Here is a 13,352-nt window from a genome sequence, read left to right as displayed (position 1 = left end):
TCTGACGCGCTCAACGCAGAAATGAGCGATCATATTTTATTGCATGGCATTGCTAATGAAACAATCAATTTCGGTAACGATAAACTGCATTTCTCTGCCCCGGAATATGCCAGCGTCCTGCTTGCTGGATTATCGACCGACTCCTCGCGCCACTAGACGAATTCCGGCTTTACCCACACCGATCCACGCTCGAAGCTGTCTGCCACCGCGTCGACAAACGCCACGCCTTTCAAACCATCGTAGGCCACCGGTATGTCTCGGCCGAGCGGGCCGACCTGCCGATCGTCCAACCGCGCCCGAATCGCCTCGGCGAACCCGCCATAGAGATTGGCGAAGGCCTCGATATATCCCTCCGGATGTCCCGGAGGGGTGCGCGTCCGGACTCTTGCCGCGTCTGAAACATCGTCACGGCCGCGCTTGATCGTGGCGGGTGCCCCGCCGAGCGGTGTATGAAGGAGCTCATTGGGTTGTTCCTGAGCCCATGCGAGACTGCCTTTGTTGCCCGTTATCCGAAGCCGCAACCCATTAGAGTGACCAATCGCTACCTGCGACGACCAGAGCAGGCCACGAGCGCCTCCTTCGTACCTCAACATCACGTGCGCATTGTCATCCAATGATCGACCCGGGACGAAGGTCGCCAGATCGGCGCATAGCGCGTCGAGCTGCAATCCGCTCACAAAGGCGGCGAGATGGTAGGCATGTGTGCCAATGTCTCCGATGCTTCCGCCCCGCCCGGATTTTTTTGGATCCGTCCGCCATTGCGCCTGGGCATTTCCAGCGGCCTCGATCGCCGTAGCCATCCACTCGAGCGGGTATTCGACCTGCACCACCCGCACCGTGCCGATCACGCCTTGCGCGACCAGCGCGCGGGCTTCGTGTACAAGCGGATATCCGCTATATGTATAGGCGACGCCAACGAAGCGGCCGCTCGACCGCGCCAACTGATGCAGGCTCACCGCGTCCTCCAGGGTGGTCGTCATCGGCTTTTCGCAAATGATGTCAAAGCCTGCTTCAATCAATGCCTTTGCGACCGGAAAATGCGTATGGTTTGGCGTACAGATTGAAACGATGTCTGCCTTATCTGCTCTCGTACGTTCACCTTCGATCAGTTCGAGGTAGCTGCCGTACGCGCGATCGCTTTCGACGCCAACGCTCCCAGCAAACGCCCGCCCTTTTTCGGCGGAGATGTCGAACGCACCCGCTACAAGCTCGTACTGGTCATCGAGACGCGATGCATAACGGTGGATGCCACCGATGTATGCGCCTTCGCCTCCGCCAACCATAGCAAGACGCAAACGCCTGTTGATCCTTGTGCTATTCATTGCGCCTCCTGTCCAAGGCCGAGGATCGCCCGGTTCGACGCGCGGTCCGCGCCCGATTTCACGAAATCGTCAAACGCCCGGTCTGATACGCTGATGATGTGATCGCGAATAAAGCGTGCACCTTCAGCCGCGCCATCCTCGGAATTTTTCAGAAAGCATTCCCACTCGAGGACGGCCCAGCCGTCGAAATCGTAGGTTGAGAGCTTCGAGAAAATGGACTTGAAGTCAACCTGCCCGTCTCCGAGTGGACGGAACCTGCCGGCGCGGCTGGCCCAAGGCTGGAAGCCACCGTACGCCCCGGTTTTGCCGGTCGGGCGGAACTCAGCGTCCTTTACATGAAACATACGGATGCGTTCGTGGTAGTGATCGATGTAGGAGAGGTAGTCGATCGATTGCAGGACCAGGTGACTCGGGTCATACATGATGTTGCAACGAGGGTGATTGCCGACGCGCTCGAGGAACATCTCAAAGGTCAGGCCATCGTGCAGATCTTCTGCTGGATGAATTTCGTAGCACAGGTCGACACCCTCGTGATCAAACGCGTCGAGGATGGGCCGCCAGCGGCGTGCCTGCTCATCGAATGCCTCATCGATCAGCCCTTCGGGCCACTGCGGATAAGGGTATAGGTAGGGCCAAAGTAACGTGCCCGAAAAAGTGACATGACGGTCAAGTCCTAACCGGCGCGAAGCCTTGGCAGCCAGCAACAACTGCTCTCGAGCCCATTCCTGACGCCGCTGCGGATTGCCGCGCACCGCCTGCGGTGCGAACGAATCAGCTATCACGTCGTAGGCGGGATGAGAGGCTACCAGTTGGCCCTGGAGGTGCGTCGCGAGTTCAGTCACCGTCAGACCGCGTGCCGCTGCCACGCCCCTGATTTCGTCCGCATACGTCTGGCTCTCAGCGGCCTTCGCGAGATCGATGACTCTCGCGTCCCACGCCGGCAGTTGAACTCCCGTGAAGCCCTTGTCTGCAGCCCAGTCAACCAGTCCGGCAAACGTGCTAAAGGGGGCCTCATTGCCTGCGAACTGGGCCAGGAAAACGCCCGGCCCCTTGATGGTACGCATGATTTCCACGACCTCATTCAAGTTCGAGAAGTGCGGCGCGACGTGCGCCGCGATCACTGGCGGCCCGAGTTCGTTGACCGGTCACAACGCCGCGTTCGGGCTTGGGGGCTCGTCGTATCCTCCCCACACGGACTGGTCATACTCGACCACGGACCCTGTCATCAGCCCGGACTCGTCACTGCTCAGGAACGCTACAGCGCGTGCCACCTCGGCAGGATCGATCAGGCGGCCAAAAGGCAATTTCTGCGCGGCCTCATCGAGCCAGTTGTCCTTTGCCCCGTGGTACGTTTTCATGATCCGGTCTTCGCCCTCGGATGCCATCCATCCAATGTTCAGGCCGTTCACGCGAATCCGGTTCTTCAGCGCCGCAAACGCGGTGTTTCGGGTGAGGGTGGCCAGTGCGCCCTTGGAAGCGGAGTAAGCGCAGATAAACGGCTGACCCGCCAGACTCGCCATCGAACAGATGTTGACGATCGTGCCTTTGGTTTCCGTTCGAAGCATGAGCTTGATCGCGTCCTGCATCAGGAAAAACGGCGCACGCACATTCGTCGCAAACATCTCGTCAAACCGTTCCGGCGTTGTGTCCAGAATCGTGCCGCGATCGCTGATGGCTGCTGCGTTGACGAGCGCGTCGACCCGACCAAACGACTGGTCAGCGGCCGCGATGACCGCACGGCAGTCCTCGACGCTTGACAGGTCCGCTGGTACGAACACCACTTTCGCCTTTGTCGCGGCAGTCAGTTCTCTCGCTTTTGCTTCGCCCTTCTCACGCGAGCGACCGCAGATGATGATTCCCTCTGCGCCTCGCTGTGCAAAGAGCGTGGCAATTGCGGCGCCCAGACCTTGAGTGCCACCGGTGACAACAGCAATTTTTCCCTCGAACTGATTCATGTCGTGCTCCTTTCGATGTCGTAGCCCGCTCGCTGCAACGCCATGGTGAGCGAACGATGTCCAATTCTCGCGTACTCGAGCGGCGGAGCGTTGGCGGGATCCTGCTCCGCCTCAACCACAAACCAGCCCTCGTAACCAATCTCGGCAAGTTTTTGCGCGACAGTCGCGAAATCGATCGCGCCGTCTCCGGGCACCGTATAGACGCCTTTGAGCACCGCGTCCAGAAAGGACTCATGTGAACGGTCCAATCCGGTCAGAACACCGTCGCGGATGTCCTTCGCGTGCACATGAATAACCCGTTTTCCGTGCCGGTTCAGGATCGCGATTGGATCGGCGCCGGCAAACACCGCGTGCCCGGTATCGAGCAGAAGATGCACCGCCTCGCCGGTATGGGCCATCAGACGGTCGATGTCCTGTGCGTTTTCAATCGCGGTACCCATGTGATGGTGAAACGCGAGCGGCACGTCCTGTTCGGCACAGAACTCGGCGAACTTCGTTAGCTTGCGGCCATATGTCACGAAGTCGTCGTCGTTGAGCGTACGTCGACCTGTCAGAGGGACATTCTGGCGGTTCTGGATGGTGCCAGCGGTCTCGCCGTACACCAGGCACGCGGCGCCACATTCGCGAAATAACGCAAGCTGCGCCAGCACTTTGTCCTTTTCCGCTTCAAGGTCTGAGTCAAGGACGGTGCCCGAATACCACCCCGACACAAGCCGCAGGCCAAAGCGCGACAGCAGCGGCTTCAGCTCGGCACTCGTCTTCGGAAACTTCCCGCCCGTTTCGACGCCGAGGAACCCGGCTTCAGCGCTCTCGGCGAGGCACGTCTCGAGCGGCGTATCGCCGCCCAGTTGCGGCAGGTCATCGTTGGACCAGGCGATTGGAGCAATGCCCAGCTTTGCTTTGAGTGTCATATCTGTTTCCCGTAGAAGGAATGATCAAACGCCGATGCGCTGTTTCGTACGGCCCTTTTCCTGATCCTTGCGCGCGGCCTGCACCTCTTCGCGCTCACTTACCTGCGGAACCCCGACGTCCCACCAGGCATCGCCCGGCGTCCACGCGAATGCATCGGTCACGATCGAGATGACGGTGGTCCGGTCATTCGACTTCGCCCACTTCAAGGCGTCGCGCAATTCGTCGAGCGTATTAGCGCGGCGGGCCAGTGCTCCCATCGATTCGGCATGGCGGATGAAATCAACCGGGAAGGCCTCCTTGACCTTGCTGTCCTTCAGCAGGTTGTTGAACGATGCTCCGCCCTTGCCGTTCTGAAGCCGGTTAATGACGCCGAAGCCGCCGTTGTCGCACACAAGAACAATCATCTTGTGTCCCGCCAGCACTGACGAATAGATGTCGGAGTTCATCATCATGTATGAGCCATCGCCGACCATGACAAAGACGTCACGTGACGGATCAGCCATCGTTGCACCCCAGCCGCCAGCGATCTCGTAGCCCATGCAGGAAAAACCGAACTCGCAATCGAACGTCCCTGGCGCCTTGACACGCCAGCCCTTGACCAGTTCGCCGGGCAAACCGCCCGCAGCAGAGATGACATAGTCGCGTTCCGCGGCTTCTTCATTCGCGACGCCGACAACCTGCGCGTACGTAGGCACGATGGCATCTGTGTGCTTCTGGCCAGCATCCAGGGCATCGTTCCAGCGTGCAAATTCACGCCGGCCATGCTCGAGCCATGACGCATCCACGTGCCAGTCACCGAGCGCGGCATCCAGCTCGGTGACGGTTTCCCGCGCGTCACCGATTAGCGCAAGCGACCGGTGCTTGACCGCGTCAAAGCGCGCTGTGTTGATAGCAACAAACTTCGCGCTGTGTGAAAAGCAGCTCCACGAGCCGGTAGTGAAATCCTGCAACCGCGTGCCGATCGCGAGAACAACGTCCGCCTCGCCAGCAAGCGCGTTGGCCGAGGTCGATCCGATGATGCCTAGCGGTCCGATGTGAACCGGGTGATCGTGTGTGAGCGTGCCTTTGCCCGCGATTGTTTCTACGACGGGAATACCGCGCTCTTGAGCAAGCTTCACTACGGCCTGCTCAGCCTCCGAGTAGCGTACGCCCCCTCCGGCGATGATGATGGGACGCTGCGCCTCCTTGAGCACCGCCACGGCCTGCGCCACGCGAGCGCTATCGGGCCTCGGCCGGGGAATCGAGTGAACCGTCGGTTCAAAGAACGCTGCCGGATAGTCGAATGCCACTTCCTGGACGTCTTGACACAAACCGAGGAAAGCCGGGCCGCAGTCCGCAGGATCCAGCATCACGGCTACCGCCTGTGGCAGCGATGAGATGATCTGCTCCGGATGCGTGATGCGGTCCCAGTACCGGGTGACCGCCTTGAACGCATCATTGACCGTCATCGACGGATCGTTGAAATGCTCAACCTGCTGCAATACAGGATCCGGACGGCGGCTTGCAAAGGTGTCGCCAGACAGGAAGAGGATCGGCAACCGGTTGGCGTGTGCGAGGCCAGCTGCGGTCACAAAGTTGGTCGCACCAGGCCCGATCGACGAGGTGGCGACCATGATCTGGCGTCGACGTTTCGCCTTTGCAAAGGCAATCGCGGCGAGCGCCATCGATTGCTCGTTCTGGCCACGCCAGGTAGGGAATTCGTCTTTTACCGCTTCGAGCGCTTCTGCAAGACAGGTGACATTGCCATGTCCGAAAATACCGAAGACGCCCGGGAAGAGCGGAACGCGCTTTCCGTCGATCTCGGTAAGCTGGCTCTTCAGGTAACGCACTATGGCTTGTGCCACGGTGCAGCGAATGGTCGACATTGTCTTCTCCTCACACGTTCGGAATAGCCGCGGGCTCGTCGCACCGCTCGGCTTTTTCAAACTTTATTGCAGATAACGTGCGTTAGCAATAAACATTGCTTAAGGGTTTTTCCCAGTGCGTTCTGCACTTTGCGCACGAGCGCCGACAGCCCGGGGACACAAGGCAGTAAAGGGGAGTGCGGGAAGAAAACCTGGCGCGACTACTATGCTGGACGGACGTGATTCGCCTGTTAGATCAGCCGCATCATTCCGTGCGCTGCCGGGGCCGTTTGCCCCGGTTCCGTTCCTTCTCTGTGACGGTCGCAATGCGCGGCGCTCCGTCATGACCGGGCTGAAGAAGCGCAGCGAGGGCAATGCCGATGCACTGCGTCAGGCACATGGGAGCAGCAAGCGAACGCGAGAACGTGTACTCCTCTTCCGGAATGGTAAAGAGCACGCCTGCGTCCTTGGCAAGAGGCGAAAGCTGGCTGTCCGTAATCGCCACAATGGGCACGCCCGCCCGCGCCGCGATGTCCGAGATCATGACGACTTCCTTGGCGTAGTGGCGAAATGAGATGGCGACCAGCACATCTTCCCCGGTCATCGTCGAGGCCATTTCCGGTGCCAGGCCGCCGGACGCGTCGAGCAGAATCACCTTGCGTTGCAGCATCGTCAGGATATAGCGCAGAAATTGCGCTATCGGTTCCGAACGAAGCTGGCCAGCGATGTAAATCGTTTGCGCGTTCTTCAGATAGTGGGCTGCCTGCGTGAGGCTTTCCTCGGTCACGCTGCTCAACAGCGCCTGGAGCGTCGCGATGTCGCGCACCACCAGGTCATGCAGAAATCCAAGGTTGCCCTGATCGACGTTGCGCTTGAGATCCACCTCCAAGGCATTGATGCGCTCACGAAAACCCGGAGCGGTGGTCGCAAGACGGGTCTGAAACACCGCCTGGAGTTGCTTGAAGCCGGAATATCCGAAGTGCTGTGCAAAACGCACGAGAATGGAAGGATGCGCCCCGCATTTGGCCGCGATCGCGTTGATCGACTCCAGCGCCACTACGTTGGGATTCTGCGTAAAGAACCGCGCTACCTGCTGATACCGCTCGGACAGCTTGGGGTACTCCGTGGTGATGACGTTGACGATCCCCTCGTAGTTCTCCTCCGGGATAAGCTGCTCGGCGGTCGTTTCCTTGGCTATCTTCGGTTTCTTTTCGCTCGTCATTCCGGTTGCGTCTCGTGTCGCTGGTAGTCCTGTCAGCCGAACGATGCCACCAGTAGTCGCCTCCGGCAAGCCTGAGTTGCAATACCCGGTCAGCGTCGCCGATGTGGCCGTCCTCAATCGATAATCTCACACCTGTCCGCACTGTCCCGAATGACTCCCCCGCCAAGCTGCCGGTCCTGTGAGGCCGCGGCACGGCCGCGACGAAGCGCATGCCCTCCTGCATGAACAGCTGCACGCTTCCTGCGCCGTACTGTCGATCGATCAGCTTGGTCCACCCCATCGCCAGCCAGATTTCCGTACCGAGTAACGAGGTGTCCGGGCCGGCGGTTCCAGACTCAACATGCCCTTACCGGTCCGGCCCAGCGCGCCCACAACCCGGATGCCCAGTCCGGGCGCGCCGGGTGTGTCACGAAACAGCGAGCCAGCGTCTCTCTCTCGAAGACTGGATGGCGGTGTCGATAACCTTCTGGATTTCCCATGCCTCGCGGAAATCGGGCCCTCTTCGCTCGCCGCCGGCGATGGCCTGCAGGAAATCGGCGACTTCGATCGTTTTCAGGTCATTGAAACCGAGCTGGTGTCCGGGGGCGACGATGAAGTTCCCGTATGGTGCGTGTCGTGGCCCGGACTCGATACGGACAAAACCTGCCGTATGGGGATCAGCACCGGCGCGATAGAACTGCAGTTCGTTCAGGCGTTCCTGCGAAAAAACGAGCGTGCCCTTCGTGCCTGTCACTTCGAAACCCAGTTGCATCTTCCTGCCCAGCGCGACCCAGTTGGCTTCGATGCTGCCGCTGCAGCCGCGTTCGAACCGCACGATGGCCCGGCCGATGTCATCGACCTCGACCTTCCTTCGCTCGGCCGCCCCCGGACCGACCGGTCGAGTCTTCACAACCGTCTGCAGATCGGCGTTGATCTCCACGATCGGCCCCAGCAGGAAGCGCGACATTCCGATTATATGGCTGCCGAGATCGGCAATCGCACCACCGCCGCCAGAGGGGTCCACTCGCCAATTGTATGGTGCGTCGGCGTCGGCCATGTAGTCCTCCGCGTGAATGCCGCGAAAGCTCACGATGTCGCCGAGTTCACCTGAAGCGATCATCGACCGGGCGAGACCCAGGATGGGGTTCTTGATGTAGTTAAAACCCACCTGCGTCACTACCCCGGCGGCCTCTGCCGCTTCCATCATGATCTTCGCGTCCGCAGCGCCAGGCGCGATCGGTTTTTCGCAATGCACGTGCTTGCCCGCGGCAATCGCCGCGAGCGCCTGCTCCTTGTGCACCAGGTTGGGCGTAGTGATCGACACAATGTCGACCGCCGGATCAGTCACGAGTGACTTCCAGTCCGAGCTCGCTCGCGCAAAGCCAAACTGCGCTGCGGCGCGCTTCGCGGCGTCTGCGTCGATATCGGCAACCGCAACGAGTTTCGGACGTAGGGATTCAGGGAACACGCCAGCCACGGCGCGATAAGCCAGCGCGTGAGTTTTTCCCATGAAGCCCGTACCGATAATGCCAATGCCAATTTCCTGCATGATGTGTTCACCCTTATGTATTAAGACCTGACTCGACCCGACGCCCCTTAGCCGACCATCACCGCTCTTCCCGTCCTCGCTGACTCCAGCGCGCAGTTCGCCAATCGCAAGCTGGCTCCAGTCTCTTGGGTCGTTGACGACGTGACGTAAAAGTCCTTCGCATGTGTTCGGCAGGCTTTGCCCATCGGCCCAGCACTCAGTCCATCGTCGCAGGCGGGGCGATTCTCACGTCGTTGACCACCAGCGCCGGATCCAGATGACCAGCGAAGAAGTTAACAATGTTCGTGGCAGCGGACACCGCCATGCCGGCCGCCGCTTCCTCAGTCAAGCCCGCGGAGTGTGGACTTAGTACGACATTCTCGAAATCAAACAGGGGGTTATTCGGCCCCGGCGGCTCGCTCTCAAACACGTCGAGGCCAGCACCGGCCAGACGGCCTGCGGAGAGCGCCTCCTGCAGTGCTCCCTCGTCGACGATTCCACCACGCGCTGTGTTCACGACGATCGACGAGGGTTTCATCCACCCCAATTCCCGGGCTCCAAGCAACGGACCATTTGCTGACTTCGGCATGTGAACTGACACAACATCAGCCTCAGCGAGGGCTTGCCGCAGATCGCTGACAGGCGTCACACCCAATGCACTAATTGTTTCGCCTGCAACGTAGGGATCGTAGGCGAGAATTTTCATGTTAAAACCTGCGGCCATTCTCGCCATCGCCTTGCCAATACGACCGAACCCTAGCAGCAACAACGTCCGGCCGTTGAGTTCCCATGCATCGTAGCTATTTCGATATTCCCAGGAAGAGGCTCGGGTCTTCTGGTCGTACACGATCGTCCGCTTGGCGAGCGCAAGCACCAGCATCATGCTGTGCTCGGCGACCGAGTTCGAGATGACGTCGCCAATAATCGCCAATGGGATGGATCGCTCTGTCAATGCTCCGACATCAACAGCATCGAACCCGACGCCATGGCGCGACACGATCTTGAGCCGCCCTGCGGATTCGATCACCGCACGCGGCAGTGGCTGGGTACGGATGAGGATCGCGTCCGCTTTCGGCGCTAGTGGCGCATAGGACTCGACCGAAATTTCCTCAACGAGGTCGAAGGTCACACCGCGGGCATTGCGCAGGATGTCCAGCCCCGCGTCGTGAATGCGTCCGGCTACCAGTACGTGGGGCATGTCAGTAACCTCCCGCCAGCTTTGCGTCCGAAGGCGTCGTCTTGCCGAGCAACGCGCGCACGGACTTCACGCTTGCCTGTGCCGCTCCGGCAAGCAGCCGCACGTCGTTGGACACCGTCACGAGGTCGAAACCCCACTCCACGGCGCGAGCCGCATATTCCGGCGTTCCGTTATGCAACGCTGCCTTAATGCCGGCGTGATGCGCACGCTTCAGGATGTGCTGGATGGCCTCGACCATTTCCGGCTCCTCGCGGTCGAATCCGCGCGGATATTTCTTGCCAGTCAAACCGAGCGTCAAATCCGCCGGTCCGATATAGACACCGTCCAGACCTGGTGTCGAGACGATCTCGTCAATATTCGCAAGGGCTTCGGCGGTCTCAATCATCGCAAAGCAGAGAACCTGCTCGTCAGCGTGCTGGCCATAGTCAGCGCCAGCGGAAAAATTCGCGCGTATCGGTCCGAAACTGCGCGAGCCCAAGGGCGGATAACGCATGTAGGAAACCAGCCTCGCCGCATCCTCCGCAGTATTGACCATCGGACAAATCACCCCGTAAGCGCCTGCATCGAGCGCTTTCATGATGTCGCCCGGGTCGAGCCATGGCACCCGGACAAGCGGGACCACCGCGCTTGCGCGCATCGCCTGTAGCATGGCGGTCGCAACCTCGTAGCCAACCAGGCCATGCTGCAGGTCGATCGTGATCGAGTCATATCCTTGCTCGGCCATGATCTCGGCGGAAAACGGACATGCAAAGGCAAGCCAGCCGTTTACGACAGGTTTGCCGTCTGCCCACAGCGACTTGATATTATTGAGTTTCATAGCCCCTCTCCTAGACTGCGATCTGCGCGAGCTTGACGTTCATGAAGTCAAGGACACCTTCGACTCCGCCTTCCCGCCCCATGCCACTCGATTTGATCCCGCCGAACGGCGCTTCGGCTGCCGCGAGTGCGAAACTGTTCACACCAATCATGCCCGCCTCTATCCGTGACACCGCTTCGCGGATTCGCCCCGGGTCCCTTGTAAATACATAGGCGGACAGGCCGTATGGGGAATCGTTAGCCCAGCCATAGGCGTCCTCTGGATCGCCGAATGGAGTGATCGCAGCGATCGGGCCAAAATTCTCTTCAGCTAGCGCCAGTGCCTGTGGAGGAACGTCGGACAACACCGTCGGTTCGAAGAAGAAGCCATTCCCGAACCCTGGCGGACGGTGTCCTCCCGTTGCAACGCTTGCCCCGAGAGCGACGCTGTCTGCCACGATCGACTCAATGGCCTCGCGTCGGCGCTGATTGATAAGCGGCCCCATCTGCGTCGCATCGTCCAGCCCATTGCCGAGGCGTAGCGCCTTGGCACGCTCGGTGAAACCGGAAACGAAGCGGCTGTAGATGCCCTTCTGGACATAGAAGCGGTCGGGCGTGACGCACACCTGACCCGCGTTTGCATATTTCGTCGCGACGGCCAGATCCAGAGCAGTTTCAAGATCGGCGTCATCGAACACCACAAGGGGTGCATTCCCACCCAGTTCCATGCTGACGCGTTTCAGCGTCTGTGCCGAATCGCGGATCATCTGCTGGCCGACAGATGTCGAGCCGGTCAGCGTGATCTTTCTCACCTGAGCAGAGGCAACGAGTGTGGCGTAGGTCGTCGAGGTCGGACCGCTCACGAGATTCGCCACACCGGCCGGCACACCAGCCTTGCGCAAACATTCGAAGATGACCATCGCCACACCCGGCACTTCGGTCGACGGACGCACAATGATCGAACACCCGGCAGCGAGCGCAGGCGCAACCTTGCGGGCAATGAGTACCGCGGGAAAATTCCACGCCGTAAAGGCTGCCACGATCCCGACCGGCTCGTGCAGGACTTCGAACCGGCCACCCGGAACGCGACTTTCCACAATCCGTCCATATATGCGCCGCGCCTCTTCGGCATACCAGCGAAACTGGTCGACGCTCAGTTGCCATTCCCGCTTCGCCTGAACGAGCGGCTTGCCGGATTCGAGCGTGATGCGCCGTGCGCCCTCTTCTGTCGCCCGGAGCATTTCATCGGCCACCCGATGCAGGATGTCCGCACGCGTCCAGGCAGGTGTCTGCCGCCAGAGCTTCAGGCCTGTAGCCGCCGCATCGATCGCCTGCTCCACGTCTTCGACCGAAGCCTGGGGTATGTGACCAAGGACCGCCTCAGTGGCAGGGTCGATCACCTCTGCGGAGCCATTGCCCCCCGTGGAACGCCACTCGCCGCCAATGAATAAACCGAACTTCTCATACATGACTCCCGCTCCTCCTGTTCTCTGTCGCAGCGTGACGCCCGTAGTGCGATCCTGGCGCGGCTGGCAACTGGATATCAATCTTTATGCAATTAATGTTGCTTCACTAATACTACGCAATTTTTGTTGCATGTCAAGGAAGTGCAACCCGCTGCATACGGCAGGCGGCGAGAGGGAAGAGGCGGATGTGGTGCCGTACAAACGGGTTGCAGCTTTGTGGATGCGCGTCGGTCAGTCGTCGGGTAGGGGAAAACGATCACATGAGCCCCGAGCAGGAAACCCGATCGACGGACCCTGTGCTGATCGCCGCGCGACCCGGCAACAGCTGCAGCAGACAGGTGTTCACGCAGAGTGTTTCTCCAACCACGGTCCGTCGAGCCTGGTTGGATTACGATAATTTCGACGTGAGACTCCCTGCTTAACTGGTCACAAAATCAAGCGACGCACGCGACCCATGCTGGGGTTCAAGTCTTTTCTCTGCGCCCGGATTCTTCCCGGCGGAATTGAACTCATGCATATGATTGCCAAAGGACAAACGAAGTGCTCTCACCGAATCCATCCGTCTGCCGCCGGTCAATTCTACGACTTGGCAACATAAGTACTGCCTCGCATAGCGAGAGCATTTTCTCCGTGCGTCCTACCGCGACAAAACCACTTGCTTTCCCTGCATTTCATGGAGAAGCTGTGCTAGCACGAGGGCGCCAACAACAAAAAAGCCCGCGTTATGCGGGCTTTCTTTAGGGTATCTATGGATTAGAACTTGTGGCGGATACCCACGGTAACGGTAGCCTGCTTGCTGGAGCCCGAGTCGCCTGTTGCCGAGCCGACGACAGCTACAGCGGCCGTGCCCGACGAGTCTTGTGTCCCCGATGCGGTCGTGTATCCAGCCCATGCGTAGACATCCGTACGCTTGCTAAGCGAGTAGTCTGCTGCGACAGCGAACTGGTTGTACTTTGCCGATGAGCTGCCGCTCGACTTCAGGTACACGTAGCCAATCTGGGTCTGCAGCGGTGCCGAGACCTGCCACACGGCGTACACCGAACCCGTGTTGTATTTTTCCGCGTGCTTGAACGTCGAGCTGCCGTCTGCAGTGTATTCGGCGTAGCTGTAGTAGCCGCCCAAGGTCACCGA

General features: G+C 59.9%; 11 protein-coding genes and 1 pseudogene. 1 reads left to right on the top strand and 11 read right to left on the bottom strand.

Going from position 1 to position 13,352, the window contains the following annotated elements:
* Nucleotides 1-152 precede the first annotated feature (152 nt).
* From AC3WLT_RS15100 to AC3WLT_RS15055, 10 genes are all read right to left on the bottom strand, one after another.
* Complete coding sequence (locus tag AC3WLT_RS15100; protein ID WP_492592521.1) at nucleotides 153-1,322, bottom strand: Gfo/Idh/MocA family protein; 1,170 nt, start codon at nucleotides 1,320-1,322, stop codon at nucleotides 153-155.
* Nucleotides 1,319-2,386 carry a sugar phosphate isomerase/epimerase family protein gene (locus AC3WLT_RS15095; protein WP_492592615.1) on the bottom strand — a complete coding sequence of 356 codons (1,068 nt, stop codon included), beginning with the start codon at nucleotides 2,384-2,386 and terminating at the stop codon, nucleotides 1,319-1,321. The genes AC3WLT_RS15100 and AC3WLT_RS15095 overlap by 4 nt, the downstream gene beginning before the upstream one ends.
* 81 nt (nucleotides 2,387-2,467) lie before the next feature.
* Nucleotides 2,468-3,277, bottom strand: coding sequence for an SDR family oxidoreductase (locus tag AC3WLT_RS15090; RefSeq protein WP_492592520.1), 810 nt, complete (start codon nucleotides 3,275-3,277; stop codon nucleotides 2,468-2,470).
* The gene (gene iolE / locus AC3WLT_RS15085; RefSeq protein ID WP_492592519.1) at nucleotides 3,274-4,188 is read right to left on the bottom strand and encodes a myo-inosose-2 dehydratase; all 915 of its coding nucleotides are present in this window, start codon (nucleotides 4,186-4,188) and stop codon (nucleotides 3,274-3,276) included. Before iolE ends, AC3WLT_RS15090 begins: the two co-directional genes overlap by 4 nt.
* A gap of 24 nt (nucleotides 4,189-4,212) precedes the next feature.
* The gene (gene iolD / locus AC3WLT_RS15080; RefSeq protein WP_492592518.1) at nucleotides 4,213-6,054 is read right to left on the bottom strand and encodes a 3D-(3,5/4)-trihydroxycyclohexane-1,2-dione acylhydrolase (decyclizing); all 1,842 of its coding nucleotides are present in this window, start codon (nucleotides 6,052-6,054) and stop codon (nucleotides 4,213-4,215) included.
* A 244-nt stretch (nucleotides 6,055-6,298) separates the two neighbouring features.
* Entirely contained in the window at nucleotides 6,299-7,255 is a 957-nt protein-coding gene (locus tag AC3WLT_RS15075; protein ID WP_492592517.1) for a MurR/RpiR family transcriptional regulator, read from the bottom strand.
* 406 nt (nucleotides 7,256-7,661) lie between these two features.
* Nucleotides 7,662-8,783, bottom strand: coding sequence for a Gfo/Idh/MocA family protein (locus tag AC3WLT_RS15070; RefSeq protein WP_492592516.1), 1,122 nt, complete (start codon nucleotides 8,781-8,783; stop codon nucleotides 7,662-7,664).
* Nucleotides 8,784-8,979: 196 nt separating this feature from the next.
* Complete coding sequence (locus AC3WLT_RS15065; RefSeq protein ID WP_492592515.1) at nucleotides 8,980-9,960, bottom strand: hydroxyacid dehydrogenase; 981 nt, start codon at nucleotides 9,958-9,960, stop codon at nucleotides 8,980-8,982.
* Between the two features lies 1 nt (nucleotide 9,961).
* Nucleotides 9,962-10,777 carry an HpcH/HpaI aldolase family protein gene (locus AC3WLT_RS15060; RefSeq protein ID WP_492592514.1) on the bottom strand — a complete coding sequence of 272 codons (816 nt, stop codon included), beginning with the start codon at nucleotides 10,775-10,777 and terminating at the stop codon, nucleotides 9,962-9,964.
* A gap of 10 nt (nucleotides 10,778-10,787) precedes the next feature.
* On the bottom strand, nucleotides 10,788-12,224 hold the full coding sequence (locus AC3WLT_RS15055; protein WP_492592513.1) for an NAD-dependent succinate-semialdehyde dehydrogenase: 1,437 nt from the start codon (nucleotides 12,222-12,224) through the stop codon (nucleotides 10,788-10,790).
* Nucleotides 12,225-12,654: 430 nt separating this feature from the next.
* Here AC3WLT_RS15055 and AC3WLT_RS15050 point away from each other — a divergent pair.
* A pseudogene (locus AC3WLT_RS15050) lies at nucleotides 12,655-12,819 on the top strand (IS6 family transposase); the annotation flags it as partial.
* Nucleotides 12,820-12,974: 155 nt separating this feature from the next.
* On the opposite strand, the gene AC3WLT_RS15045 reads toward AC3WLT_RS15050, so the two are convergent.
* On the bottom strand, nucleotides 12,975-13,352 hold a 378-nt coding region (locus AC3WLT_RS15045; protein ID WP_492592512.1), incomplete at its 5' end, for a porin.

It is taken from the genome of Paraburkholderia sp. FW306-2-2C-D06C (assembly GCF_058781505.1).
This window is presented reverse-complemented; position numbering and strand designations above follow the sequence as displayed.